The organism is Ruegeria sp. HKCCD7296, assembly GCF_013110775.1.
Lineage (GTDB): Bacteria > Pseudomonadota > Alphaproteobacteria > Rhodobacterales > Rhodobacteraceae > Ruegeria.
In genome coordinates this window covers 1-25,751 of the sequence record NZ_WVRF01000013.1, presented here as the reverse complement: position 1 = coordinate 25,751, position 25,751 = coordinate 1, and the positions used below count along the sequence as shown (strand labels likewise).

General features: G+C 54.2%; 29 protein-coding genes, 1 tRNA gene and 4 pseudogenes. 17 read left to right on the top strand and 17 right to left on the bottom strand.

Features of this window, described 5'->3' with window-relative positions:
- Nucleotides 1-17 precede the first annotated feature (17 nt).
- Nucleotides 18-1,343, bottom strand: a complete 1,326-nt coding sequence (locus tag GS632_RS16200) for a capsule biosynthesis protein (protein ID WP_171722203.1) — start codon at nt 1,341-1,343, stop codon at nt 18-20.
- A gap of 138 nt (nt 1,344-1,481) precedes the next feature.
- On the opposite strand from GS632_RS16200, the gene GS632_RS16195 reads away from it, so the two are divergent.
- From GS632_RS16195 to GS632_RS16175, 5 genes are all read left to right on the top strand, one after another.
- Complete coding sequence (locus GS632_RS16195; protein WP_171174852.1) at nt 1,482-2,069, top strand: riboflavin synthase; 588 nt, start codon at nt 1,482-1,484, stop codon at nt 2,067-2,069.
- Between the two features lie 99 nt (nt 2,070-2,168).
- Entirely contained in the window at nt 2,169-3,290 is a 1,122-nt protein-coding gene (ribB, locus tag GS632_RS16190) for a 3,4-dihydroxy-2-butanone-4-phosphate synthase (protein ID WP_171174850.1), read from the top strand.
- 2 nt (nt 3,291-3,292) lie between these two features.
- Complete coding sequence (locus tag GS632_RS16185) at nt 3,293-3,844, top strand: 6,7-dimethyl-8-ribityllumazine synthase (RefSeq protein WP_171174848.1); 552 nt, start codon at nt 3,293-3,295, stop codon at nt 3,842-3,844.
- On the top strand, nt 3,841-4,323 hold the full coding sequence (gene nusB, locus GS632_RS16180) for a transcription antitermination factor NusB (protein WP_171174846.1): 483 nt from the start codon (nt 3,841-3,843) through the stop codon (nt 4,321-4,323). The genes GS632_RS16185 and nusB overlap by 4 nt, the downstream gene beginning before the upstream one ends.
- Before the next feature lie 59 nt (nt 4,324-4,382).
- Nucleotides 4,383-4,688, top strand: a complete 306-nt coding sequence (locus GS632_RS16175) for a hypothetical protein (protein ID WP_171722202.1) — start codon at nt 4,383-4,385, stop codon at nt 4,686-4,688.
- A 214-nt stretch (nt 4,689-4,902) separates the two neighbouring features.
- On the opposite strand, the gene GS632_RS16170 is transcribed toward GS632_RS16175, so the two are convergent.
- Together GS632_RS16170 and GS632_RS16165 are read right to left on the bottom strand one after the other, a co-directional pair.
- Nucleotides 4,903-5,328, bottom strand: coding sequence for an SRPBCC domain-containing protein (locus tag GS632_RS16170; protein WP_171174841.1), 426 nt, complete (start codon nt 5,326-5,328; stop codon nt 4,903-4,905).
- Nucleotides 5,325-5,645: a helix-turn-helix transcriptional regulator gene (locus tag GS632_RS16165; RefSeq protein ID WP_171174839.1), complete on the bottom strand. Its 321-nt coding sequence runs from the start codon at nt 5,643-5,645 to the stop codon at nt 5,325-5,327. Before GS632_RS16165 ends, GS632_RS16170 begins: the two co-directional genes overlap by 4 nt.
- A 114-nt stretch (nt 5,646-5,759) precedes the next feature.
- Between GS632_RS16165 and GS632_RS16160 the strand changes: the two genes are divergently transcribed.
- Nucleotides 5,760-6,191, top strand: a complete 432-nt coding sequence (locus tag GS632_RS16160) for an MmcB family DNA repair protein (RefSeq protein ID WP_171174837.1) — start codon at nt 5,760-5,762, stop codon at nt 6,189-6,191.
- A 2-nt stretch (nt 6,192-6,193) separates the two neighbouring features.
- Here GS632_RS16160 and GS632_RS16155 read toward each other — a convergent pair whose 3' ends face one another.
- On the bottom strand, nt 6,194-6,382 hold the full coding sequence (locus GS632_RS16155) for a DUF6324 family protein (RefSeq protein WP_171089264.1): 189 nt from the start codon (nt 6,380-6,382) through the stop codon (nt 6,194-6,196).
- A gap of 77 nt (nt 6,383-6,459) precedes the next feature.
- Between GS632_RS16155 and GS632_RS16150 the strand changes: the two genes are divergently transcribed.
- Both GS632_RS16150 and GS632_RS16145 read left to right on the top strand, forming a co-directional pair.
- The gene (locus GS632_RS16150; RefSeq protein ID WP_171174835.1) at nt 6,460-6,942 is read left to right on the top strand and encodes a GNAT family N-acetyltransferase; all 483 of its coding nucleotides are present in this window, start codon (nt 6,460-6,462) and stop codon (nt 6,940-6,942) included.
- A gap of 47 nt (nt 6,943-6,989) precedes the next feature.
- Nucleotides 6,990-7,066: transfer RNA gene (locus tag GS632_RS16145), tRNA-His, on the top strand.
- A 318-nt stretch (nt 7,067-7,384) separates the two neighbouring features.
- Here GS632_RS16145 and GS632_RS16140 read toward each other — a convergent pair.
- Nucleotides 7,385-7,666 carry a hypothetical protein gene (locus GS632_RS16140; protein WP_171722201.1) on the bottom strand — a complete coding sequence of 94 codons (282 nt, stop codon included), beginning with the start codon at nt 7,664-7,666 and terminating at the stop codon, nt 7,385-7,387.
- 376 nt (nt 7,667-8,042) lie between these two features.
- Between GS632_RS16140 and GS632_RS16135 the strand changes: the two genes are divergently transcribed.
- Together GS632_RS16135 and GS632_RS16130 are read left to right on the top strand one after the other, a co-directional pair.
- On the top strand, nt 8,043-8,234 hold the full coding sequence (locus tag GS632_RS16135) for a hypothetical protein (RefSeq protein ID WP_171722200.1): 192 nt from the start codon (nt 8,043-8,045) through the stop codon (nt 8,232-8,234).
- 75 nt (nt 8,235-8,309) lie between these two features.
- A complete protein-coding gene (locus tag GS632_RS16130) occupies nt 8,310-9,056 on the top strand; it encodes a DUF4239 domain-containing protein (RefSeq protein WP_171728251.1) in 747 nt (248 codons plus the stop codon).
- 6 nt (nt 9,057-9,062) lie between these two features.
- Here the strand turns inward: GS632_RS16130 and GS632_RS16125 are convergent, their stop codons facing one another.
- Nucleotides 9,063-9,734 carry an ion channel gene (locus GS632_RS16125; RefSeq protein ID WP_170390285.1) on the bottom strand — a complete coding sequence of 224 codons (672 nt, stop codon included), beginning with the start codon at nt 9,732-9,734 and terminating at the stop codon, nt 9,063-9,065.
- 183 nt (nt 9,735-9,917) lie between these two features.
- Nucleotides 9,918-10,229 (bottom strand): DDE-type integrase/transposase/recombinase, encoded by a 312-nt coding sequence (locus tag GS632_RS22385; protein WP_371810099.1) that lies wholly within the window; start codon nt 10,227-10,229, stop codon nt 9,918-9,920.
- Between the two features lie 89 nt (nt 10,230-10,318).
- On the opposite strand from GS632_RS22385, the gene GS632_RS16115 reads away from it, so the two are divergent.
- Nucleotides 10,319-10,606 (top strand): transposase, encoded by a 288-nt coding sequence (locus GS632_RS16115; RefSeq protein ID WP_171127984.1) that lies wholly within the window; start codon nt 10,319-10,321, stop codon nt 10,604-10,606.
- Nucleotides 10,603-11,448 (top strand): IS3 family transposase, encoded by an 846-nt coding sequence (locus GS632_RS16110; RefSeq protein WP_253284500.1) that lies wholly within the window; start codon nt 10,603-10,605, stop codon nt 11,446-11,448. The genes GS632_RS16115 and GS632_RS16110 overlap by 4 nt, the downstream gene beginning before the upstream one ends.
- A gap of 1,041 nt (nt 11,449-12,489) precedes the next feature.
- Here the strand turns inward: GS632_RS16110 and GS632_RS16105 are convergent.
- The 3 genes and pseudogenes from GS632_RS16105 to GS632_RS16095 all read right to left on the bottom strand — a co-directional run.
- Nucleotides 12,490-12,729 carry a hypothetical protein gene (locus GS632_RS16105; protein WP_170601788.1) on the bottom strand — a complete coding sequence of 80 codons (240 nt, stop codon included), beginning with the start codon at nt 12,727-12,729 and terminating at the stop codon, nt 12,490-12,492.
- A gap of 124 nt (nt 12,730-12,853) precedes the next feature.
- Nucleotides 12,854-13,533 (bottom strand): annotated as a pseudogene (locus GS632_RS16100) (IS6 family transposase).
- Between the two features lie 81 nt (nt 13,534-13,614).
- Nucleotides 13,615-13,693: pseudogene (locus GS632_RS16095) on the bottom strand (IS6 family transposase); the annotation flags it as partial.
- Between the two features lie 229 nt (nt 13,694-13,922).
- Here GS632_RS16095 and GS632_RS16090 point away from each other — a divergent pair.
- Nucleotides 13,923-14,402, top strand: coding sequence for an outer membrane beta-barrel protein (locus GS632_RS16090; RefSeq protein WP_171722220.1), 480 nt, complete (start codon nt 13,923-13,925; stop codon nt 14,400-14,402).
- A gap of 196 nt (nt 14,403-14,598) precedes the next feature.
- Here GS632_RS16090 and GS632_RS16085 read toward each other — a convergent pair whose 3' ends face one another.
- The gene (locus GS632_RS16085; protein ID WP_253284492.1) at nt 14,599-15,216 is read right to left on the bottom strand and encodes a DUF3299 domain-containing protein; all 618 of its coding nucleotides are present in this window, start codon (nt 15,214-15,216) and stop codon (nt 14,599-14,601) included.
- Nucleotides 15,217-15,253: 37 nt separating this feature from the next.
- On the bottom strand, nt 15,254-16,945 hold the full coding sequence (locus GS632_RS16080) for an amidohydrolase (protein ID WP_170390265.1): 1,692 nt from the start codon (nt 16,943-16,945) through the stop codon (nt 15,254-15,256).
- A 168-nt stretch (nt 16,946-17,113) separates the two neighbouring features.
- Here GS632_RS16080 and GS632_RS22185 point away from each other — a divergent pair.
- Nucleotides 17,114-17,932 (top strand): annotated as a pseudogene (locus GS632_RS22185) (amidohydrolase); the annotation flags it as partial.
- 68 nt (nt 17,933-18,000) lie between these two features.
- Here the strand turns inward: GS632_RS22185 and GS632_RS16075 are convergent.
- Nucleotides 18,001-18,250, bottom strand: a pseudogene (locus GS632_RS16075) (transposase); the annotation flags it as partial.
- Nucleotides 18,251-18,390: 140 nt separating this feature from the next.
- On the opposite strand from GS632_RS16075, the gene GS632_RS16070 reads away from it, so the two are divergent.
- The 3 genes from GS632_RS16070 to GS632_RS16060 all read left to right on the top strand — a co-directional run bounded on the left by GS632_RS16070 (nt 18,391) and on the right by GS632_RS16060 (nt 21,400).
- Nucleotides 18,391-18,666, top strand: coding sequence for a hypothetical protein (locus GS632_RS16070; protein WP_171722198.1), 276 nt, complete (start codon nt 18,391-18,393; stop codon nt 18,664-18,666).
- 462 nt (nt 18,667-19,128) lie between these two features.
- The gene (locus GS632_RS16065; RefSeq protein WP_171722197.1) at nt 19,129-19,449 is read left to right on the top strand and encodes a hypothetical protein; all 321 of its coding nucleotides are present in this window, start codon (nt 19,129-19,131) and stop codon (nt 19,447-19,449) included.
- A gap of 523 nt (nt 19,450-19,972) precedes the next feature.
- Nucleotides 19,973-21,400 carry a protein kinase gene (locus GS632_RS16060; protein WP_171236456.1) on the top strand — a complete coding sequence of 476 codons (1,428 nt, stop codon included), beginning with the start codon at nt 19,973-19,975 and terminating at the stop codon, nt 21,398-21,400.
- 964 nt (nt 21,401-22,364) lie between these two features.
- Here GS632_RS16060 and GS632_RS16055 read toward each other — a convergent pair.
- The 4 genes from GS632_RS16055 to GS632_RS16040 form a co-directional block, all read right to left on the bottom strand.
- Nucleotides 22,365-23,888: a DUF5906 domain-containing protein gene (locus tag GS632_RS16055; protein ID WP_171722196.1), complete on the bottom strand. Its 1,524-nt coding sequence runs from the start codon at nt 23,886-23,888 to the stop codon at nt 22,365-22,367.
- Entirely contained in the window at nt 23,885-24,877 is a 993-nt protein-coding gene (locus tag GS632_RS16050; protein WP_171722195.1) for a hypothetical protein, read from the bottom strand. Before GS632_RS16050 ends, GS632_RS16055 begins: the two co-directional genes overlap by 4 nt.
- A gap of 47 nt (nt 24,878-24,924) precedes the next feature.
- The gene (locus tag GS632_RS16045) at nt 24,925-25,128 is read right to left on the bottom strand and encodes a hypothetical protein (protein ID WP_171722194.1); all 204 of its coding nucleotides are present in this window, start codon (nt 25,126-25,128) and stop codon (nt 24,925-24,927) included.
- Nucleotides 25,129-25,222: 94 nt separating this feature from the next.
- Nucleotides 25,223-25,657: a hypothetical protein gene (locus GS632_RS16040; protein ID WP_171722193.1), complete on the bottom strand. Its 435-nt coding sequence runs from the start codon at nt 25,655-25,657 to the stop codon at nt 25,223-25,225.
- Nucleotides 25,658-25,751: the final 94 nt, after the last annotated feature.

Here is a 25,751-nt window from a genome sequence, read left to right as displayed (position 1 = left end):
CCTATCCGGTCAGACGCTCAACTTCCAGTCACAGCACGCCCTTGTCCTTCAGCGATTTTCAACTGTGGCGTCCGCGCCGCGCTCTTGTTGAGGATCACCTGATATGGATCATTCGCACTCAGCATCATGTCTACAGCACGCCGCAGAACCTGCCGTCGACCACGACGGGAATAGAAACCGCCTGGCACCTGACTGGTTTCCAGAAGGAACTGTCGATAACACCGATATGCCTCGCTGTCGGGATGTTCAGGCGCTGCAAAAAAGGCAGCAATAGGCTGCTGAGACACGAATTCGGGTTTGTCGTAAACGGACCGCCCGAAAATCCGCAGTGGAATACCACGCCAAAGAATCTGCTGCCCGGCTGTTGAGTTCACGGTCACGGCTGAATTCGCCTCATCCAGAAGCTTGGCCAGTTTTCCGCCGGGGACATAGTGAACCCTTTCTTGAATACCGTGCCTTCTAGCGCATGCCATTGCGTGGCGGCGCAATGGTTCGCGGTGGTTTTCCAAAGGATGCTCCTTGATGACCAGCCTGTGATGTGAAGGCGCGCCCTGCGCAAAGCCCTCGATCACCTGATCCAGAAATTCGCACATGCCAGAATAGTTGGAATGTGCCCGGACCGAGCTGTCATGTCCCAATTGCAGCAGGACCAGGTGGTACGGATGACCACGCCACCTGACACGGGCTGTCGCAATACTGCGGCGAAGTCTGTGAAAAGGCATCAAAATCAGTCGCTTGAAGTAAAGCCTGAACTCAGTTGACACAGGCAGTTCCCGATGTCGCCGGAAGTTGCGATATCGCCCGTTCATGAACATGACGAACCAGTGGTAAAGGGCGCCATAGAAAATGTGCTGCCGCATGTCCCCCCAATGTGATGGTGGCGGGGGTGTTTTGTAGTCCGCGTCTTCCAATGCTAGCCGCATCTGATTTGTGCCCAGCGACATGAGGTGCGAGTTCCCGTTTGATCCGTTCCGCTCATACGTCACCCACCAAGGACGCAGATAGCCTTCCTCAAACACATGAACGATTGCCCCGTGCGCCCTGGCAACATGAACCGCTTGCGCGTGAACTGGCCGTGTATCCCCATAGAGGACTATGTCCGTGATGCCCTTTTCCGCGATGATCCCGGCAAGCGTTTCAGGCCAGGTCTCGGCTGCGTCGAGGAATGGAACATAGCTTGCCTTATCGGCCCAGAACGCTTGGTCACCAGCGTTGAACCCGACGCGCCAGACCTGAGCCCCAGTGGAACGCAGCATTTTTCCCAATGCGGAAAAAAACGGCCCATGTGGTCCCTGAAGAAATAGGAATACGCGATCTTTTGGATCTAAGGGCGTATGCTGCATTTGGACTGCTCGTTTGGCTTTATTGTCGAAACTATGCCCGTTTGGGCAAGGCGCGGCAATGCAGGGCTTGCTCGCGCGGTCTGATAGGCTTACCTCGGCGGTGAGACTAAGACAGCGTAGAGACTGAGGGTTAACGGAATGTTTACAGGGATCGTTACCGACATGGGCACCGTCACCGAACTGGAGCAGAAGGGAGACCTGCGCGCCCGTATCAAAACAGCCTATGATACGTCCGGTATTGATATCGGGGCTTCAATTGCCAGTGATGGCGTTTGCTTGACAGTGATCGCACTGGGGGATGATTGGTATGATGTTCAGATCAGCGCTGAAACCGTGTCGAAAACCAACCTGGATACGTGGACTGTTGGCAAACGCGTCAATCTTGAACGTGCGCTAAAGGTTGGCGACGAATTGGGTGGCCATATCGTATCCGGTCACGTGGATGGCGTGGCCGAGGTGGTTGCCGTCGAAGACGAAGGCGACAGCACCCGTGTGACTCTGCGCGCGCCCAAAGACTTGGCGCGGTTTATCGCCCCAAAGGGGTCAGTGGCACTGAACGGAACCTCTCTGACGGTCAACGATGTGAAAGACTGCGATTTTGGTATCAACTTCATTCCGCACACCAAAGAGGTGACCACCTGGGGCGACGTTCGTGTTGGCGATCGTGTCAACCTTGAGATCGATACGCTGGCCCGTTACGTCGCGCGTTTGGCCGAGATGTCCTGATACGTCGCGTCGCGCCCGATCTGCGCCGTTTGCAGGCTGGCCTTTGGGGCCTGAGTGGTCTATTCCGCCGTGCAAACATGCCATCTGAAAGGCTGCCCCATGAGCTTTGAAACCCCCGGTCCGGTTGAGGCCCAGCTGCGCGATGCGATCAGCCCGATCGAAGACATCATCGAAGAAGCGCGCGCAGGCCGGATGTATATCCTCGTCGACCACGAAGATCGTGAGAACGAAGGTGATCTGGTCATTGCCGCTGAATTCGCCGATGCCGAGGCAATCAACTTCATGGCGACCCATGGGCGCGGCCTGATCTGTCTACCGATGACAGCGGAACGCGTGGATGCGCTGGGGCTGCCGATGATGGCCGTCAACAACTCGTCCCGGCACGAGACGGCCTTCACCGTATCGATTGAAGCGCGCGAAGGTGTCAGTACCGGAATTTCCGCTGCTGATCGTGCGCTGACCGTGGCTACCGCGATCAATGAGCAGAACACAATGGCGCACATCGCGACGCCTGGCCATATCTTCCCATTGCGGGCCAAGCGGGGTGGGGTGCTGGTGCGTGCGGGCCATACAGAGGCTGCCGTTGATATCTCGCGTCTGGCAGGGTTGAACCCGTCCGGGGTGATCTGCGAGATCATGAAGCCCGACGGCACCATGGCGCGTCTGCCTGATCTGGTTGAATTCGCTCAAGAGCACGACATGAAAATCGGCACGATCAGTGATCTGATCAGCTATCGCTCGCGCAATGACAATCTGGTGGTGGAAACTTCGCGTCAGACCGTCACGTCAGAATATGGCGGCGATTGGGAAATGCGGATATTCACCGATCAGACCCACGGCATCGAACACGTGGTCATGATAAAGGGCGACATCTCGACGCCTGAGCCGGTTTTGACCCGCACGCACGCGCTGCACGAAGCGCCGGATATCCTGGGTCTCGGGCCGAAATCTTCGCGCGAATTGCCGCGTGCGATGGAAAAGATCGCCGAAGAGGGGCGCGGTGTCGTCTGCCTGTTCCGGCAACCACGCAACTCACTTTACGCTATTGACGATGATGGCCCGCGAACCATCAAGCAGACCGGGCTGGGCGCGCAGATCCTGTCCAAAATGGGTATTCAGGACCTGGTGCTGCTGACCGACTCGCCTGAAACCGTGTATCTGGGGCTCGACGCCTTTGGTTTGTCCATCGTGGGCACCCGCTCGATTTTGAAGGAAGACTGATCATGGCTGAACAAGACAAGCATGGCATCCTGCCGACGCCCAGTTTCGACAAGCCGGTGAAGCTGTTGATTGTGGCGGCCCCGTTCTATCGCGCGATTGCCGACAATCTGATCGCCGGTGCCAAGGCCGAGATCGATGCCGCAGGCGGCACCTGCGAGGTTGTTGAAGTTCCGGGCGCGCTGGAGATCCCCACCGCCATCGCCATGGCCGACCGTCAGTGCAATTTCGACGGCTATGTCGCCCTGGGCTGCGTCATTCGTGGTGAGACCACGCATTATGAGACCGTCTGCAACGACTCGAGCCGCGCCATCCAGCTGATGGGTCTGCAGGGCCTGTGTATCGGCAACGGTATTCTGACGGTCGAGAATGATGAACAGGCCGAAGTCCGGGCTAACCCCGAAAAGATGAATAAAGGTGGCGGGGCGGCCGCTGCGGCCTTGCATCTGATCGCACTCAGCCGTAAGTGGGGCTCTTCCAAAAAGGGCGTTGGCTTCAAGCCGCCGTCCGAGTCCATCCTTGTGGCGGGCGACAACAACGGACCCACGACAGCATGACCCAGACAGACGCGCCGAAACCGGCCAACCAGAAACGCCTGATGAAATCCGCCGCCCGGCTTTATGCTGTGCAGGCGCTGTTCCAGATGGAGCAGTCGGGTCAGACAACTGAACAGGTTGTTAACGAGTTTCTGGATCACCGTTTTGGCGCCGTCTATGAGGGCGAAGAAATGCTGGATGGCGATATCAGCGTGTTCCGATCGCTGGTCGACAACGCGGTGAACTATCAGGCGCCGATCGATCAGATGACCGACCGCGCTCTGGTCGCAAAATGGCCGATCTCGCGCATCGATCCGACCCTGCGGGCGCTGTTCCGCGCGGCTGGGGCAGAGCTGACCCAAAGCGACACGCCACCCAAAGTGGTCATCACCGAGTTCGTTGACGTTGCGCGCGCTTTCTTCCCCGAAGGCAAAGAGCCCAAATTCGTCAACGCCGTGTTGGACCACATGGCACGCGAGGCTCAGCCCGAGGCGTTCTGACGCCTTTACCGTCGCCCTCCAAGCGCTAGACTTCTGATATCAGCGCAAGGAGAGATGCGATGCCGAAACTGATCCGTCTGTATATCACTCAAGTCGCTTGGGGTTTTGTTATCTCGGCAGTGTTTGTCGGGGTTCTATTGGCGTTGAACGTGGCGAACTTGCGCAACCTGATCACGGGCTCGGAAATCGGTCTGATCGCGCTGATCATGATCTGGTTCATGAACGGTATCGTCTTTGCCGGGGTACAATTCGCCTACAAGATCATGAGCATGGCCGAAAAGCCCGGTGGTCCACGGCGTGGATCGCTTGTCGTGCATAGCTTCAAGCCTGCACTTGCCAAGCAGGAAGCCCGCGCAGAGCGCTGAAATTCAGGGGAAATTGCGGCGGGACCACCAGTCAACCGTGCGGTGTGATTCCCGAGGACCTGTATGTACAGGTGGGCGCCAGGTAATCAGGCCAGGACCTGAACAGAGCCAGCCCCCTCGGAATTGCTTAAGGCCACCAGAATGCTACCTGTCACAAGAAGGGCAGAACCCGCCACGCGTTTAACTAGGGTGTCTGGCGGGTTCGCACAAGGGGTCAGGCATCAACAGTTTCGTGCAAAGCCACGCGCATCTTGCCAAAGTGTTCGTCCCACCCTTTGTCCAAGGCCAGGATCAGTCCGAAGGCATCAGTACCCTGCGGCAAGCCTTCGTGCCGCAGATCAAGACGCGTTCCACCTGCCACAGGCTCCAAGGTCCATTTCACGGTGCTTACAGCATCGCCCATGGGTTTCACTGTGAACGTGTATTCAAGATACTTGGGAGGTTTAGCGACGCGAACTTCGCCCCAGATCAGCAAGTCTCCACTTGTGGTGCCAAACATCTCAAGCTTTTGACCTTCGACCAACGGCCGTTCCGGTTTGTGAAACCATTCTGCCAAATGGTCAGGGTCCGTAAGATAAGCCCATACGGTTTCCGGTTCGGCCCTGAGGAATATTGATTTCTTCAATACAGAATCGGTCATTTTGATTTTCTTTCAACAGCTTCCTTGAGAGAGTTGAGGCGGTCGTCCCAGAACTGGTCAAAATAGCTGAGCCAATCCAGAACAGGGGCCATCCCCAGTGGTTCAAGTCGATTAATGCGTTCCCGACCGCGCACTTCGACCGAGATCAAGCCACCGTCAGAAAGAACAGTCAGGTGTTTCTTGACCGCAGCTCGGGTCATGTCGAACCGGTCGGTCAATTGCCCGATTGTCATGTCCTGAACTGCAAGCAGTTGCACGATGTCCCGGCGGGTTGGATCAGCCAGCGCACGAAACGCGTTTTGAGTTTGGTTTTCCATAAGCACCCTCAAATGAGATACCATTTGGTATCATATTAATGCAGTACCAAAAGGTATCATGTCAAGTCTGAAGGGGTGCTTTACTTTTGTTCACTAATTGTTCACATTTGAAGAATGGTGTTGGATTTGCAGCCTGGACAGAAACTGGCGCGGGGTGTCGCGCGACACCTTGCGACGCATGGTTTTGTATCTGTTGAGGAATTTGTCCCGGCACGTGGTTTGCGGGTCGATGTGATGGGGTTGGGGCCCAAGGGTGAGCTTTGGGTGATCGAATGCAAATCCAGCCGGGCCGATTATCAGTCAGATTCGAAATGGCAGGGCTATTTGGAGTGGTGTGATCGGTTTTTCTGGGCTGTCGACACTGATTTTCCGGTCGATCTTTTGCCCGCGGAAACCGGTTTGATCATCGCCGACGCATATGACGCAGAAATTGTGCGCATGTCTCCTGAGGACAAACTGGCCCCGGCACGGCGGAAGAAGATGATCCAGAAGTTTGCAACAGATGCGGCACGTCGTCTGCACGCGTTGCGCGATCCGCGGCTTTAGCGTCAGCCTTTGACGGCCAGAGCGGCTTGGACAGCCGCGCGGATTTCATCGGCAATTTCTTCGGCTTCTTCCGGGTCGAAATCCATCGGAATTTCCACCCCGTCAGCTTCGATGAACAGGCGCACCATACCCTGATCGGTTGGGCCGATTTGCAGATTCGCCTGAATGTCGCGTTCGGTATTGATGCCCATCTGTGCCTCCGAGACTGAGCATTCCTGCTAGCGCGCACGGGGTTGAGAATCAAGTCACCTTTGCGGTCAGATAAATCATGGATGATGTTACACTCAGAACCTTTCAACCTGACGACGCCGCCTGGCTGGTCGAACAGCACGGTAGGCTCTATGCGCGTGATGAAGGGTTTGACGACAGTTTCGCGCCTTTGGTGGCACGTATTCTTGACGAGTTCATCGCATCCCACGATCCCACCCGCGAAAGAGGCTGGATTGCAGAGCAGGGCAGGCAACGGCTGGGCAGCATTTTTTGTGTAGGTCTGGATCAGCACACGGCAAAACTGCGCTTGTTTCTGCTTGTCCCCGAGGCACGCGGTCATGGGGTGGGCAAGCGGCTGCTGAAAGCCTGCACAGGCTTTGCAAGGAACGCAGGATATCAGGAAATGGTTCTGTGGACCCACGAAAGCCACAGGGCGGCATGTTCGCTTTACAAGGCGTTTGGGTGGGAACTGACAGACAGCAAACCGGTGCATTCCTTTGGGGTCGATCTTGTCGAACAAAGCTGGAAATTTCGGCTTTAATCCTCTTGCATTCCCCCGGCGCGTTCGGTAAATCGCCCCTCACGAGTGCCGCCTTAGCTCAGTTGGTTAGAGCGCTGGATTGTGGATCCAGAGGTCCCCTGTTCAAGCCAGGGAGGCGGTACCAATTTTATATCTTAATTTCATTATTTTACGTGGTTAGGCCACTTGATTATCGTAGGGACGTTCACCTAAAGGCAACTCTAAGGCAACTGCGCTACACGAAATGATTGGATTTCTAGCCGCACTTCTTGTGGCGCTATAGCCCAAGGGTTACCAAACTCTCCTGATGCGATGTGTCAAGCGCCGTCGATCACTATGCCACCAGAAGGGACCGAACGCACAAGAATGGTTGGTCAATCTTACGTTATCGCGCGCGAGCGATTGACCTGTGCATACAAACCCAAACCTCCAAACCTGGCAGCAGCTACGAGATGGTTGGAGGCTATTCATCGTCATCCAGCTTTGCCTCAATCACCTTCTGTTGAGCCAATCTCTCTGGAAGGCGGTCGCTGATGTCTTTGAGTCGCTGTGTTGGATTGACGTTCATGCCTACAGTTCCGCTGTGGGTGTGCGTGATGCTAACGCCATCAGCGCGTCCGAATGCTCGGTCCTGAGCTAAGGCCAGCAAGGCAATTTGTTCTTTCCCCGAAAGTTTTCCTGATACAAACTCACCATTCTCATCTCGGCGATTGAAGAGTTCGTCCATCGACAACAGATCGTTCATGCGTTTCACAGCGACCTCGCCGTTCGACTGGATCAACTTTCTTGTCTCTGGGTCCAGCTTGGGTCGCCCACCCGGATTACCAGAATGACCAGGCTTGAAGAGAGGTGTTGGCACAGTAGACTCCTCTGTTCTCAGAAGGTGAAGGCACCAGGTGATAAGTATGTATTTTATATATCGTAATTCGGCATGAGTTGCGAATATTTATGCCTTTTACGGCATGGCTGGGCGGTAGTTTTGTTCGAACGACAGGCACAGCGGACTATTATCGCCAGCGATTGCTATCGTGCCGAGCGATCACTAAATGCAGAAAGTTGGACTGTCTGCTGCCGAAGGACCTCTTAGCGGGGCTTAGCCGTCATCTGAGAAAAACAGTCGGATGACCGAGTCGAGCCCGAACTGCACATTGGTAAAACGCGCAGCACCCGTCATGAAGGGCGGACTGCCGACATTCGCCGCGTCCAAGACCGAAGCCCGAGTCGCGGACGAAACTGCTGTTCGCGGCACAGCAGCGCTGATGGGCTCAACGGAAAATTGCCAAACCGATGCACCAGTCATGGCACGATTGTGATTATCTACCCTTCGATCTAGAGTTCCATTGGAACCCTTTGAAGTGCGGGCCGAAGCTATGATGACATTACCTATTTTGGAAGCCGCGCTTTGGTTCCTAATCCCTGCGTTGTTTGCGATGATCGCGCATTGGGGTGCGCATGCGCTGTTTCCGAATAAGCCATCAGAGGAGACACTGGATGCAGCCAAATGGGGGGCTGTCAGGATCGGTGCCGTTCATGCCCTTATTCTTGCGCTCGCCTTTTCCAGCGTGCGATCAGAATACAATGAACTTGGGGAAAGCATAGACAACGAGGCATTGGCGATCGAGCAACTCTATCGCCAACTTCAGGAGTTCGGCACCGATGAATCTGAAGCGATTCGAGAAGACTTGGAGCGCTATACCCGGCTGGTCGTGAATGAGGAATGGCCGAGTATGGCGACGGGAAGACCGCTGGAAGAGGCGGATTTGCTGGTCGATGCGATTTATCGTCAGATCATTGTGCTGGCGGATAACGCGGAAAGATCGAATTCGGCGTCAGCGATGTTGAACGACATAAACGACATAGAAAACGAACGCGGTCAGCGCAGTTTCGATATCGAGGAGCCGATCAGCCCGATGTTTTGGATGATTGCGGTTGTCGGGCTTGTTTTGACCTGCCTGTCGTTTTTTCCGACGCCGCATGGACTGCTGCGCTCGTCGTTTCTGGGTATGTTCGCGGGAATGAATGGATTAGTGTTCTTTGCCATCATTGGTTTTTCACACCCTTTTTCGACCGCATTCCCTATCCAGCCAACGCCGTTTTTAGAAGTTCTGCAGCGGACTATCGAAACCGCTCAGTGACCGGAATCACTTCACAGGCCTCGCCACCACGAGTCCGACCAGCCGGGCCACGATCACCGCGAGGTAAAACTGCCCGATCAGCGCCTGAACCACCGCAAGGCTCGCAATGCGGGCGTTTTCGGGCGCAATGTCACCGTATCCGAGCGTTGTCATGGTCACGAAGCTGAAATAGGTGGTGACGAAGGCCGCCAGATCCGGGTCGCTCTCGGCGAATCCAAGCTCAAGGGACACGTCGCCGAGCCCGACCAGATTGTAGATCGCGGCGAAGGTGAACCCGATGAGCAGATAAACACTGAGAGCGTTGGCAACCACTCTCCAGTTCACGTCACCGGTTGTTCTAAAAATCTTCTCAAGTAATCCGATGGCAAGGGTCAACGAGAACAGCAGGTCAAAGATGATCGCAAGCCGCTCGAAAGCCGGGAGCATGTCGCTCGACATCGTGTCCAGAATGAAGGAGAGCAGCCCGAATGCCACCACGGCGACGAATGTGACGCGGCGGGTCGATGCCGCCGCCGCGGCAACAACGATGAGAAGCAGAAAAACGCCCTCAAAGGTCTGCTCTGAGACTTGAGTTCCCAAAAAGAACGGCCACCAAAGCAACGTCAAAAGCAGACATAAGGGGAGCAGCAGTTCTCCCCAGACCGCAATCGACGGATGATGATGGATTATCGGCTTCATTGTACAAGCTTAAATCTCACGAAGGTAAAGCGCGAGACCAATTTCCGAAGTGCGTACTTGGGCTGCGAACGCTGTCATTCCAAAGAAATGGCAGTCATACTCGCAAGGAGGAGGCGAGGGTTGTGTTGCAAATTTTTGGAACGATCAGAGTAAGCGTCTTACCAGGCACACCTATCCTGCCGTCTAAGCAAACACCCGAAAGCCAGAGGTAGCTGCGCTGGAGAATTGCTTCTTTCGGATCATGTTGGCGACCTCGATACCATCCAGCGTAGCGGACGCGGATGCGAGGGATTTGAACCCACACATATGTCGAACACGCCGTTTTATCAACCGATGATCCTGCTCGATCATGTTATTCAAAAATTTGGACCTGATTGTCTGCACCTTGGCTTGGCAACCAAACCGCTTCAAAATCCTCTTCACTTCTCGAATACCGGCTGCGTTGGCTCCGCTCTTATCGATGAGGACTTTGTCTGGGATTCCGTTTGAAGACAGCGCTTTGGCAAAGAATCTGGTTGCTGCGGGACCGTGTCTTTGCCCCGTAAAATTGGGCCACTACTTTGGTCGAGAGGGGGGAACAAGGGATGGCTCGGAAGCGATACTCGGACGAAGACATTCTGAAGCTGCTGCGTGAGATTGAACTGAAGCTGGCAGATGGCGATGATGTTCGGACAGCCTGTCGTGGTGTCGGTGTCAGCGATGCGACCTACTACAATTGGCGGCGTCGGTTCGGTGGCATGGGCAAGTCGCAACTGTCGGAGTTGCGCAGCCTGGAGAAAGAAAATGCTCGGCTGAAGAAGATCGTGGCCGAACTGGAACTGGACAAGCTGATCCTCAAAGAAAGTCTGAACTACCTAAAACCGAGGGCCTGACGACGAGCCAACTTCGTCAGGCCGTCATTCATGCTCGCCAGAAGCTCGGCACATCAGAGCGTCGCACCTGCAAGGTGGTCGGCCTTGCACGCAGCTCCATGCAATACCAGGCCGTAGAGAAGAACGATGATGCTCTTCGACTGGCCATGATCCGTCTGGCCAAGAGCTATGGCCGGTATGGCTACCGTAAGGTGGCGCAGCTACTTCGGGTCGAGGGCTGGCGTGTCAATCACAAGAAGGTAGAACGGCTGTGGCGGGAGGAAGGTCTGCAACTCCCGCAGCGGCACAAGAAGAAGCGTCGCCTGTACCACAAGGACAGCTCGATCATTCGACTCCGACCGACGCATCCCAACCATGTCTGGAGCGTCGATTTCGTTCACGACAAGCTGAGCAATGGGCGGAGCTACAAGATGCTCACGGTTTTGGATGAATACACCCGCCAGGCGCTTGCAGTGGAAGTTCGGACCCGCATGGGTTCTGAAGATGTGCTGGAGGTTCTCTACGGGCTGTTCCTGCGCCACGGAAAGCCTGATTTCGTTCGAAGCGATAACGGCCCAGAGTTCTCTTCACGGGCGACCCAGAGTTGGCTCGAGAAGGTCGGTGTGAACCCGACCCGGATCTACCCGGGCTCTCCCTGGGAGAACGGATACAACGAGAGGTTCAATGGAACGCTCCGCCGCGAGGTTCTCAATTCCGAATGGTTCACAACGACCAAGCAGGCACAGATCGTGATCAATTGCTGGCTCAGGCAATACAACCACACCCGACCGCATCAGGCCCTCAACATGCGCCCACCAGTCCCCGAAACTCTAGTCCGAAATGGCCCAGAACACGGGGGCTAGACAGTCAGATGAGGCATTCCAGGATGCTGCTGCAGAAGCGAAAACTCTGAACTCCAGATTAGGCCGAGTGCGCCTCTTGTTGAACCGGTGGCACTGCTCGACGATGTTGTTATCCGACTTAGATGAGCTCAGCGCTCCAATCGGTGGTGTTAAAGGCCTTGATGTGCATAAGAGTTGATCCACCGGGTATGGGGTGAGAACGGCGTAAGCAAAGGGACCACTTCTACTCTATTCTCGAGGTGGGAAGGTGTCTCGGTTTAGCAGACCCGACAGCTCCAATTGAGTAGTGCCACCGCTATTGCCGATGACTTAGAATTTCCTCTAGGGAACTTCGATGTTCACGCTACGAATTGAGAAAGATCAGATACCGTCTGAACGCTTACATCATTCAAGTCTGTTGCCCGTCAACCTCGACTTAGCATTGATAAGAAAATTCGAACACCGGGTTATTTATCAAGCCGCCGCTGGTGATACCACAAATCCTTCCGGTGGAGTTCAGGTACGCTTGCGCAGCTGCTCGGTACCGGGATATCTCAGATGTCGGGTCGTCGAACAGGCCGTAGGTTCTTCCGTCGAAAAGACCCTCCAAAACAGCGGAAGCGGCCGAGGGACCAATCTGTATCTTCGATGCTTCAGGTCGATCGCTTACTGTAAATGTCTGACCGTCGTACCGGAATGAACTGGATGATGAGTTCAGTTGGTCCCCGCCGCCGGCGCATGCCGAGATAAAAAATGCACCCAAAAAAAATGTAACACAGCGTCGCATTCTAAACATCTCCAAAATCTTCGTCCGGCTGTTCAGCACCTTTATTGCAATTAGCATCTGCAGTGCAACCTCAGAAGACACTGAGACAAAACTTTGCTAGTCATCTAAATTGATGGCCTTCCAGCAACGATCAGGCTTCGACAGATCGGCTCCTGGAAAGGCTAAATTGCCAGCATGCACCAAACCCTAAGGCGGTCACTTGGTAGATTGCGAGCGCAAACCTAGTAAAGGCTTACTTGTTCCATAAGCCAGGGCAAATCTCGACCTGCCGCCTCTTAATCAGGATTAGTCGGGTAAGTTGAGTATTTCGCTATTGCGACCCCGGTTTCGCGATTGAAGGCAATATAAGCACCGTAGGATCCGATGCCAAACGCGACATTCTCGTCAAGCACGTACCATTGGTTGCTATAGTGTTTAAATCCCGGCAATGCCGACGCGTAAGGACCATCCTCCCAAGCCGCAGCTTTATCTGCATCGGCAGAAAAAATGTCTGCAATGTAGTCTTCCGAGATCACCTGCTGTCCGTCCACAATACCACTATTGGCCATTGCATGGGGAAGTTTGACGAAATCGCGCAGGGTAAAAGGCTTTGTTGCAAAGTTTTGAGCTAGCCGAACTGTCTTGGCGATCGGAACGAAGTTAGGCTGCCAGTTCAGCTAATTGTTTAAACGGACAGAGTCCGGGCGCGAATTGGCCCTTTCGGATCATGTGTGACACCTCGATGCCAGCAAGTGTTGCTGCTGCTGAGGGAAAGCTCTTGAAACCGAGCATCGGGCGCGTTCGCCGTTTTATGAAACGATGGTCTTGTTCTACAATGTTGTTCAGATATTTCCGCCTGATCATCTCGATCGGGATGGGCAGCCAAAACCCGCAAGCATCTTGTTGATTGCCTTGATGCCAGCGGTGTTGGCACCGCTTATGTCGATCACGATCTTTCGCGGCAGACCGTTGACCTCCAGCATTCGGGCGAAAAACCTTGTGGCGGCCGGCTTGTTTCGACGCTCGGACAGCATGAAATCAAGAGTTTTACCGTGTTTGTCTACGGCACGATAAAGATAAACCCATGTACCTTTTAGTTTGATGTGCGTTTCATCCATTCGCCAGGAGCGGTCGCAATGTCCCTTGCGACGACGCGCTGCATCAGCGATTGCACCAGAATACCGTGTTACCCATCGGTTCAGCGTGGTGTGATCCACTTACACACCGCGCTCGGCCATGATTTCTTCCAGATCCCGGTATGACACACCGTATCGGACATAGAAAAACACCGAGAACAGGATCACATCCTTAGGATATTGTGCGCCTTTGAAGGAAATCATGAACTGACTTTCGACTGATTTAACCGAAGGTCATTCACCCGCGGCATCTGACGTCGTCAACAGACAAAAGCTTGCAACAGATCCCCCAGACGGCACAGGCGATGATCTCACGCGGAAAACGAAAGCCCTTCAGGCGAGGCATCTTGGACGGCATCTTCATGCGTGAGGCCTAACCAGTTCAGAACGCACAAACAAGTTGGCAATGCCCGTTCAATCTGTCGGTAGGAAAGTTGTTCTAGTAATTGATTCTCCAGACTATTATAGTGTCAAAATACAAAGGAATACCTGCGGTGAAGAAAACAAAAAGTGCAATCTTAATTATTGCCTTTATCGCTATGGGCAGCGCGCCTGTAGCCGGCGAAGATTATTAGGCTGGTGCCCACGCCGGTATACAACTGGGCTTCGCTTCCAGTGATTTCGAGGACCTCGCGGCTATTTTCGATGGTGATGACAGTGACGACGGTTTCGTCGCGGGTATCAGTGTTGGCTACAATTGGAGTCTGAACAATGGCTGGTACATAGGCCCGGAACTTCAGTTTGATATTGAAGATCTCAGCATTAATGACCCCGATACCGGAGGCAGTTTGGCATACGACGCGATAGTTCGATTAAAACTTGTCGCTGGCCGGGAAATTGCGGATGGTCGTGGCTTGCTGTTTGGCAGCTTGGGCGTGGCTTACAGTGGGCTCGACGCGGTTGGTGAGTTCGTTGCGGATATAGATGACAGTCAGACTGACTGGATGGTCGGTATCGGGTATGATCACAGGCTAGGCCAATCTGATTGGACGCTTGGCGGCGAGTATATTTACCATAATTTCGATGACTTCGACTATGATCTGGTTCAATTACGTCTCCAGTACCGCTTTTGAATATCCTAAAGCGCACAAACGTCAAGTAACCGATCAATACCAAGAATGTTCAACAGCCAACTGCCTTAGCCGCCGAAGAGTGGAACTTTTTGTCAGACCGTGAAATCGAAACAGTAACCATTTTGGCTTAACTGTGATTGCGTTTCCGAAATCACGAAACGGCTCTAAAAGGTATCGACGTTTCAGAGACTTCCGCTTAATCCGAATAGGGGTCCACTCTTTTAGCGGACAACTCGTAGGCAATGTCAGCCAAGTGAGTGTTTGCCACGCGTGTGTTGAACTCGCCTGTGACCCACACCGGTTCAAACAGTTCTGCAAATTCAAATTGCACCTCTGACTTTACAAAGACCATCTGGTTAGCCGGTGGGGGCGGTACATGTATACAAGCGCCCACATAAGGCACCAGAATAAACTCACTTACTGCAGTACCATTGAACTCAAGTGGAATTGTATACCCGGGAAGCCGAACAACCTGTCCGTTCCAATCTGTGCGAACCCCTTCATACCGAGGCTGCTGACTTAACATGGAAGCAGCGCCATGTTGTAAAATGCCGGTTATGGGTTCCGGTACCGATTGACCTTCCGGTATCAAGTCGCCCCACGCCAGTTCTACAGGTTCATCGGCCGCTGCAAAACCCGGTACCAGTGACACGGCCGCCATCCCCTGCAACAGACGGCGTCGTTTCCAACTATTTCCCTGCTTAGGGTGTCTATTTTCAAAAGTCTCTCTCATACTTCCTTCCTTCCTGACGCCAGAAGCGTGAAGTAATGCAACAAACTGACCAATTCTTGCTGTAGGAATCGCGAACAGCATGGGTGAACACCTAGAGAAGCGCTAGTAGGGCCGTGCCTTATTCCTCAGCTAGATAAACTTCTTCTCCGGCGAAGACCGTTCGCAAAACTTTGGTATTCTTGATATCCGTAGACTCGATTTTTGTGATGTCGCGATCAAGGACAATCATGTCCGCGAACTTGCCGACCTCGATGGAACCTGTTTCGTTTTCGACACCGATCACATGCGCAGGTCCAAGAGTTGAAGCTCGGATTGCTTCCGACGCAGTGACTGCATTTTGCGGAAAGAAAGGACCGCTTTCCGGATCGTCTGGCCTCACCCGCGAAACCAAAAAGCCTATCCTCGCCCATGGATCAAGTGGTCCGACCGACCAGTCACTTGCGAATGCGACTTCCGCACCGGCGTCCAGCAAGCGGCGCGGGTTGGTGTATGCGGCGACATTCATCCGGCCCATGACGTCTTCGAAGGTTTTGACCGTCGCTGACGGGAACCAGACAATCGGCGATAGCTCGATCGTCAAACCAAGGTCTGCAAACCTCTTTATGTCTTCTTCACGGATCAGGCCGTTGTGCGTCGGGTGGTGACGGATGTCGGACTCCGGGAAGGCTTTTTTCACTGCCTTGATAGCGTTCAAACTCTCACGAACTGACCTGTCACCCGTCCCGTGGGCCATGACCACCCGATCCATCTCTGTTGCCAGCGAATAGAGAGCAAGAAGGTCAGCGGGCGAATAATAGTGCACGCCGAAGTTGTCGGTTCCCGGGTAAGGGTTGACCAACCAGCCTTCTCGAGTGGGCGGAGTCCCATCCAAAAAGATTTTGAAACCACGGGGATCGAAGAAATCCAATACATAGTCATCCGCGCTTTGAATGGTCTCGATCTGCTCGTCCAGAGTGCTGCCGGCATCATAATAGTTGTAGCTCATCGCCATGTGCATGCGGAGTTTCCACTCTCCGGCGTCATTCAGCGCATGAACCGCATCAATGTGGCTTTGATAGCCTGCAGCGGCTTTGACGCTCGTTATTCCGAGTGAGTGAAACAGGTCCTGAAATCCTCTTGCCGTTCCGATCATTTCTTCTTTCGGAAAAGGTGGCATGGAACGCCGGGCGAACCCGATTGCGAATTCTCGGATTGTTCCACTCGGAACTCCAAACCCATCCCGAACCACCACTGACCCGTCCGGAAGGTCAGCATCACGTGCCGCCATGATTCCTGACAATTCAAGCGCCTTGGTGTTCATCCAGACGCTGTGAGCGCTCTGGTCCTGAATGAATACCGGACGGTCCGGGATGACTGAATCCAGCAATTCTCGTGTCGGCGCTTCATCAGGGAACATGCCGGGGGGCCAGGAGCCGCCGATGATCCACTCCTTGTCCGGGTTGGCGTCAGCATAGGCCTTGATCTCGGCCAGAATGGACTCCGGCGTGCTGTTGTCCTCGATTCCCAGCAGGTAGCTGTCGCGATGGAAATCCTCGAAGGGATGCATGTGCACATCGATGATCCCCGGCATGGCAAAGCCGCCGTTCAAATCGACGACTTGCGTTTCCGGGCCGCGGTGGTTTTCCACACTCTCGGCCGATCCGACCGCAATGAACTTCCGGTTCTTGATTGCCACGGCTTCAGCCAAAGGGATCTCTGCGTTGACCGTGAAGATGGTGCCGCCAGTGTAGATCGTGTCGGCTTCTTGTGCATTTGCACTGCTCAACGTCAAAATCGACGCCGCAATCCCTAAAACGGTCAGGTTCTTCATGCTTTTCTCCACTTGTGTCGCCACGTTATCCCCTTACTGAAGGTGTGTCCAAAATATTGTACCTTCATTGAGCCGGTAGTACTTTCACGGAACTCCGCGTTTGGCGCGCACCCCAGATTTCTTGAATGCTGAATACGTCGCGCCGGCCATGAAAGTCGAGAGGTTGATATGACAGCGCGCATCACACTCAAATCTACAGCATTTGTGCTTTGTACGGCAACAGCGGTCGTTGCACAGGACGTAGCGGATGCGATCTATTCCAACGGCAAAATCTACACTGTGGACGAACAGGCGTCTTGGGCCGAGGCCGTGGCCATCAAGGACGGGAGGTTTATTGCCGTAGGCGCTGCTGAAGACGTCTTAGCCCTTTCGGGCCCCAATATGGAAACCTATGATCTCGAAGGTCACTTTGTCATGCCCGGCTTGGTGGATACCCACACCCACCCCTTCATCGACGCGATCCGGCAGGTCGATCAGTTGTCCATCGACGGTGCGTCGGAATCGGCAGAGGACATCAGGGACCAGATCGCAGCCTATGCGCGGGCCAACCCGGAGAAGGAGTGGATCTTGGGTATGGGTTGGCCAAAGGGCGTATTCCCCGAGGAAAACCCGCACCGCGACCTTTTTGACGAGGCGGTGGCCGACCGTCCGGGATGTCTGATGGATCAGGGCGGCCACTCATTCTGGTGCAACTCACTGGCTCTCGAGATTGCCGGTGTAACGGCAGATTTCGAGCCGCCGCGTGGGGCAGTCATCGAAACCGACGAAGACGGCACGCCGTCAGGCACGGTCCGCGAGACTGCGCTTGGGTACATGAAGCAATTCGTCATCAAACCAAGCGATGCCGTGTTTCTGGAAGCAGCTGAGTATTTTCAGGACTTGGCCAGAAGCAACGGAATAACTGCGACACGAACGGCCACCGGATCCGAGGATACCCATCGCACACTCACCGGCATGATAGAAAACGACGCTTTGACAATGCGTTGGGCCGTTGGTTTGGACGTGAACTACTTTGAGTCGGCTTACACATACGAAGAGCGACTGGCGCAGATCGAGCGCCGCGGCCAATCCGACCATCATCCGGGCGAAGATGCCCTTGTCGCTCCAACGTTTCCAGCGGTTGTAGAGAGTCTTGTGCGGGCCGTATTCCTTCGGCGCATCGCGCCAGCGCAAACCATTGCGATTAATAAAGACTATCCCGCTCAACACCCGCCGGTCATCGACGCGGGGTTTGCAATGAGACTTTGGGAAGAAGGGCTCAAGACGCGCCATCTGGGCGTCGGTCAGCCAAAACAGATCAGACATGTTCACCGCTCGTTTTTCAAACTGTGAATCACGCAACCCCACAGAAATCAATGGGTCCTGATCCTAGAAACGCATTGAAGGTTGCAATGATTTTCTTTGCCTGCCAAGTTCTACCATATTCCTGTTCAAGGTGAGCAGTAGTGAAACAAAAAGTTGTGTGGGCTTTTGTTGGCGGGCTAGTTGTGATCGTGGCTTTAGCGGTGACACTGGGTAAATTAGTGTCCATAGCGGCTTCAGTGGTCCGACAAACTTTTTATGCCGTCGAAACTGATGTCTTTGACACAAATCGAATCCATGATCTCGAGCTGAAAGAGCCATTTACTGTTTTAGCGGCTGGAGACATCGCCAACTGTGATACAGAGGGCTCAATGAATCGAGCGTTTCGAAATCTCAGTTACTCACTGAATATTGCCTGAAGCAAATTGAACCCTAACGATGGTATGGTTGCCACAACGAAATTGCTGAGCAATCAACCGGATGCCATTGTGTTGGCTCTGGGAGACCTTGCATACAAGCGTGGAGAACCGGCCGCCTTCAACGATTGCTATGATCCTTACTGGGGTTCTGCTAAAGCGCGGACATGGCCTACTCCCGGGAATCATTAATACAAGTCACCGGGCGCCTACGGATACTACGACTACTGGCAAGAACGTGCTGGGCCAGATCGCGCCGGCTACTATGGGCTTGTAACAGAAAACTGGCTCATTTTATCCCTAAACATCGAGATAGATGCGTCGCCTGGCTCGTCACAGGCCACATGGTTAAAAGGTATTATCAGCGCCTATCCATATTCTTGCATCGCTGCATACTATCACAAACCTGCCTATTCAACAGCACCACGGAAGGATAGCGATAACGCGCGAGCATTGTTTGGAATCTTGGCGGACTCCAACGCCACACTTGTGTTGAACGGGCACAACCACTTCTATGAGCGCAGTAAACCGCTGGATGCCAGCGGTACACCAAGTAAAGATGGCACTGTAATCTTCATCTCTGGTGCCGGCGGGGAGATATTGGTCGATCAAGTAGAACCCGCTGCTTTTGCTGACCGGCTGATTACTAATATTCCCGGCATTTTGAAGCTGGATTTTTCAAGTACTGGAGTTCGATGGTCGTACTTGACGAGCGAAGGATCGACCGAATCCGACAGCGGCGCTCTATCATGTCAAAAAGGCCTTCAGCCGTATACTGCAAGATAGATTACATCTTCGCTTCCTAGCCAGAAGCGCAATTACTTATCAGAGGTTCGAGTATGTTTTTTCCTAACATTTGCTCACTTCACCACTATCAACACATGTTTTGCGACGAGCAAATCTTAGTGATTGGATTTAGTTTGGCTAACTGGGGTTGAGGCCGCCCTTAGTTCCGTCTGTTTTTGTTGCGAAAGGCCAAGGCAGCCCAAAAGAGCCAAAATACAAAGGCAGCTTAGTCCGCGTAGCGGTCGTTCACGCCGAGTGCAGCGAACGACCGGACTGAGCCCAATTTTGCGCAGGCTGCGGGCTAAGCGAACGGCAGCTTTTGAATAGCGGTCAAAATCGTGACAAAATCAAACGCAACTTTGCCAAGGGTTTCTGGTACAAGATTCTTCGACCTCGGCGAGAGCGACACCTGTGACAAAAACGACCGATTTTGACAAACTTAGGTTGAGCTCAACGGCCCTTTGACGATGAACCGAAAATTTTGTGAGCATTGGGTGCGCGAGGCAAGGTCGTCCAGCGATAGATGGAATTAATTGTGACACCAGCTAAGAAAGATCAGAGTACTGTTGGAGATTTGCTCAATCACACTTACCGCTTGGAAGCTGCACTAACGCGCGGAAAGCTTAAGGAGACATATCTCGCCAGAAACGAAATTACGGGCCGCAAGTTCGCCGTGGAGCTAATCACTGGTGAATTGTCCGGTAACGGTGGCTCTCTCGAATTGATGAATCTCAAGGAAAAGCTACGTGACGTCACTCACGATGCGATTGTTCGTTACGTCGAATGCAGCCGTTTGGATGATGGTCGAGTAGTCATAATCTCGGAATTTATAGAAGGTCCGGTGCTGGACTCCATTGTTCGACAGGGAGGAATGTCCCCAGAGAACGCCCTGATAATTTGTCGTCGACTGTCGGCAGGCTTGAGGGTCGCCCATCTTCAAGGTGTAGTGCACGGCGCCATCGCGCCCAAAAAGGTCGTCTTGAAAAACGGCGATTGGGAGCAACCAGTCCTTGTTGGTTTTACGACCAACAAATTACGCACCTTGGACTTGGTGGGGCGCGCAAATAAACCACGCAACTTGCCTTCAAACGGCATGCAGTATCTGGCTCCAGAACAACTTGCAGGGCGAACTGAACCTCGGTCTGACCTCTACTCGCTTGGCGTAACTCTTTTGGCAGCCGTGCACGGTCAAGATCCGAGCGACACCACCAACACAAGCAGAATATTGGTCAATGAGGGCGGAGCACGAAACCGCATAGTCATTCCAGAGCCTCTCAAATCGGGGCTTGAGAAGATGACCGATCCGGAGCCTGAGCGAAGATTCCAGTCATGCGATGAGTTGCTCAGTCACATTAAGGAGAAGACGCCGAACAGTTCCGCCGCCTCGAGTCCATCTAAGCGAGGCTCCAGAAGTCGAAGATGGAAGTTTCGGAAAGGCCGCGCGCTTTTCAACCCGCCGAAGCTCATGTGGGTAGATTTGATTGAAACTGTTCAGCTTCGGATCAAGGTATCTGATGTTCTCTCAGTGGCAGAGCGAGCCGACATGGAAAAAAGTATGCACGGAACAGGGAGGGTACTCGAGCAATCGGTTTCGAAGATTGGTTTGCGCATGAAAGCGCAGCTCATCTGCGAGGACGACTTATTGCAGCTAAAGTCTCTAAGCTCTGATGAGCAAGATATTTTGGTGTCAGGAGTTACTCATTGGGATTGGGCAGTCAGGCCAGCAGGTACTGGCCAGAGTGTACTTACACTTCGCATGACGCTTCGAAAGGACATGGATGGGAAACCAATCACAACTGACCTTGAGGCGCTTCGATCGGTAGTGAATATTGAAGTCAGGTCGCCTTTCTCAAGACCTATTAAATTCTGGCGACAGCATTGGAAGTGGCTGGTTGCATTTTTCGTGGGAATTCCAAGCGCATTGACGGCATGGCTGGGACTCCTCCAGTGAGCGCGCACCAATTGTGAATTACCACTTAAGCGAGAATACGGCCAGTTGGTATTTCAAATTCGTTCTCAGACACCTGCTCGAACGAATGACCCAAGCACCGGGGCAAGAGCTAACGTTTACCCGAAAGTTCCAAAACCCACCGTTTTTGGCGCTTCTTGAACGTCAAAGCAGACATTGGCGAGGTCGCAGCGAAATGGCGCTTCGTCCGCATTGCGGATAATCATCGGAATGGATCGGGTGTCTGCGTAGAGCCCAAATTGGCCTTAAGAAATACGTCGACTTTGAGGGCACGTGACTGAGAAGAAAAAGACCGGCGCAAACGCGCCGGCCAGTCCAACAGGGAGGTTGCAGAGTTGACCTCTGCATCGTGAAGTCATCACAGGGATTTGGCGTCAGTTGGACCTCATTTTGGATTATTGTGCGGTTGTGGCTTCTTTGCCAACACGTCAATCTAGTGAACTTCAAATGAATGGCAGCTCTTGGAGGCGCGAGAGCGATCAGCCTGCCGCTGTCTGAGGTTGTTTATTCAAAAAAATCGAAAAATTTTTTGGGAAGGGGTGACGGGCTGTGGCGGTGCCAAGCTCCACTCGCCCCCGAGTTTTTTGTCGGGGTGGGGGGGTATTTTCGGGATTATGCCTGGCCTGACAAAACCCACCCCGACGCCTACCTTTCGATCGACTAAGCCTCATTGAATGCTGGTACCAAGTCTATCTCTTTGTGTATCTCGATCGGCATTGGTTTTTGGTTTCGCGGGAATGCGCGGTTTGCCTGCGTCGCTCACGACGGTTCTTGACACGACCCCAATCTGCGCGCGGCGCATCCACGGGCGCGCGCGATACAGAAAGGCTGCAGAACAAAGAAAACTTCAGGTTTCTCATACGGGGAAATGCGTGTGTGTTTTAGTACGTTCATTTCCACGTTAGAGAATTCAATACTTTTCTGACTTTTCTGCCTTTGTTGTTTTCTAATCGCGCACAGCGCCCCTGAGAAAATTGGCTATCGCTCTTTTTTGGCTCGGCAAATCTCCGATAGTCACCTGTCGGTCAGTGTTGGATGCAGAAACCTCCAAATCGAATGCACCACAGGCACGTAGTTGGTTCCAGAAGGCCTTTCCATATGGAATGTTGTATCGCTCATTGCCGTGACCGCGCGCCCATTCCTCGTAAACCTCACGAACTTTCTGCCTAGAAACCGTGAATGTGCGCCCTTCCCAGCCCGTTCCGATTGGGTCAACTTCGCCGTTTGCTTCCGAGAACGATGCCAGCACCAATTCTTTGGGTAGTTCGCCATCTTCGACGATGCTGGCCCACCACCGCTGCGGCCCCGTGAGTGACCTAGCGCGCTGTTCCAAGGTCGCTTCCGTGATCACGCGGTCTGCCATTGGGTTGAAGCCGGACACGTCGCGGTCGAGCATTTTTTGCAGAAAGTGCGCCGCACCGTCGCCGCGAATGTGGTCGTGCAGAGGCTTGAAGTATTCAGTGTCGTCTTTCCGATGGTCTGCGACCTCGCAGACCACCACGCGGCGGTCGTCCACGTCGATTTGGATTGCATGGTCCCGGTTGGTTGCGGCCACGATGCCCATCGATGAGGCCACAGAAAAGCTGTCTATGCCTTTCGGCTCAATTGCGATGGTTCCTCCCGTCACGCGGCGTTTAAGCTTCTGCGCCGCCCGTTTATCGCCCGCGAACAACGCCTCATCAGCAAACACATAGCAGGCGTTTGCGAGGTGCTTGTTGAACTTGCCGGTCAGTTGCTCCGCGTCATCGACCAGCAGCCCGTGCTGCCCGAAAATCCGCATCATCAGGTCTTCGAGAATGATGCCTTTCCCGGTTCCCTGCCCAGACCGGAACACCAGCATCGTACCCATCACACGGGTCGGGTTTTGGACTTTGAGCGCGAACCAGTCCATAACGTACTCATATAATTCCACGTCGCCTGCGCACAGCACGTCAAAAATGTGGTCGAGGATGATCTGGCAGTCACCGTGCTTCGGTACGACGCCGAACCCCTGCCAGAGGTTCAGCACGTCCTCGGATACCGTGCCGGTAGGGTCGAGGGCGACCGACAGGTACGTAGGCCGGTCCAAGCTTTCGAGCCACAGGCGGCTCGCAGGTTCGCTTTCGTTGCCGACCCTTATGAACTCGTTTTCCATCAGCAACGCGAAATCGGCGCGGGTCATCAGGTTCAACACTTTCCGGGTATCGCCGTCCGCGTTGAACGCTTCCACGGCCCAATACCCCACACGGACTTTCCCGCCCTGGCGGAGAACGAAATATTCGCCGTCCGCGAACATTTCGGCCAACTGCTCGCCTACGCTGGTTCTATCTCGCGCCGTTATCATGCGTTTGAGAGACTTTTCCAGCGTAACCTTCCGAACGCCTTTCTGTCTCACCTTAAGCCACAGTTTGTGGAGTGCCGCATCGCGGTCCACGGCAGAATCCAATTCAGCGATGTCAGCGAGTTTCGCCTTTAGTCGCTCCTTTTTCATATCTTCACATCCATCATTTTTGCGCGGCGTTCGGCGCGGGTTCCAGACCTTGAAAGATGTCCGAACCGCGCCCTGCCGAGCTTGTCCCCCATCACTGCAACCACCGGCGCGCCAAGGTCTGCGAAGCGGTCGCGGTAGTCCTTGCTGCGCCTGTTCTTGCAATGGCCGTGGAAGCAGTAGATTGCTCGTTCAGAGTCAGCCGAGTTGGGCGGGTGGTAATAAGTTCCGGTCTCGTCACAGCTGCTGTGTTCGGCGCTGAACGGGCAGCGGATGGGCACCCAGCCGTCATTCGTGAATTGCCCTAGGACGTGACCGCCATCCGACAGCCACTGCAGCAGCGGGTCGTCGGTCTTGATCTCGACCGGGACGCCACGACGCACGGCACCGCCGGTGCGGTAGACCGAGACGGTTTCCTGCACCAGCGGCACCTGGAACGCCTTCTCGACCAGAACATCCGGATTGAACCGCCGGGAAAAATCGGAATAGACCAGTTTGGCCGGTACCTGCTTGTTTGGCGGCAGAGAACCGGGTAGGCGGAAAATCCGCGTGATGTCGGTCACGCACGGGTCCGTCAGTCCACCCTCGGACGCGCTGCGCAGGACCGTGGCGACCTTGCTAGGGTCGCGCACAATTCGGTTCAGGGCGTAAACCCACTGCGTGGACCCCGGTTTCGTTTCGATGATGAATGTGGGCTTGACGGGCGGCTCCTTGATCCGGACGCCGTTCTTCACCTCGCCAACGTCGTCCAGGCCGATTAGTGGCGTCCCAGTCCAGCGTTCCTTGCGCCGCCGGAAGTCATGCGCCGTGGTGGGCGTGTTGAACTCGAACAGGTGCAGGGAGAAATGCGTGTCTTCCCCGGTCAGATCAGTGAAGGGCCACGGGCGAGCGACATATGCGCCGCTCTTGTATTGAACGCCAATGCACACGCTCTCTGTGGGGCCGATATCGTAGACCGACGGTGTGAACAGTTTTTCCAGAAATTCATCCATAGTGCACCTCCGACAATACGGACGCCAAGCGTTTCTCGGCGGGGTCGTCATTGCGCGGCATCGGATTTCACCGGCGCGTTGTTCTCGCGGTGATAGCGGACCGCTCCGCCAAACTTTACGAATGGAATTTTTGGATGTTCCCTAAGCCGGTCCTTGCGCAAGAAGGACAAACTTAGTTGAAGCTCCGCCGCCTTCTGATGCTCGGTCAGCAGCACCGCATCAGCGGGTGGGGTCACGGGATATCTGGACATTTCAGCACCACTAATTCGTTTAAGGTGCTACCCAATATTCCCATTTTTTCACGTGAGGCTACATTCTTGCTTTCCAAGTGGGTCACTTGGAAAACTACGGTCTGAACCGGCTCCACCCTTTGACGGCCTTCTTCGCGGCATCAGGTGCAAGCCCGTCGAGACGCGCATTCATGTATTGTGTGGCAACCGCGATTGTGTCCGCCGTCACGCCTTTTCGCAGGAACGCCTTGATGAAGGATTCACGGCGTGGCTCGTCAGGGCCTAACTTCCACACGTCTGCTATCGTCTCCGCATTTTCCGCGAACAAGGTGGCTAAATCGGGCAGATCGCGGCGTTTTGGCCCGTTTGCCGGTTGTGTCTCCAAACGGTGGTCACAGGCGAGGCAGATCAGGAACCAGCGGCTCGCGGCAGCGGCGCGTTCAATGGTGCGCCGTTCCACCCCGTGCATTTTCCTCTTGAATGCCTCGTCATAGCGTTCGGCTTCGCGCCCGATCTTAATCCCAAGTTTGAAAAGCTCCTCCGATTTCATGACAACAGACCGGTTTCGATACGTTCGGCAAATTCGGGTAGTTGCGGGCGCAGGGCCTTCGCGTAGGCTTCGGTGATGTCACCCGTGCTATGAC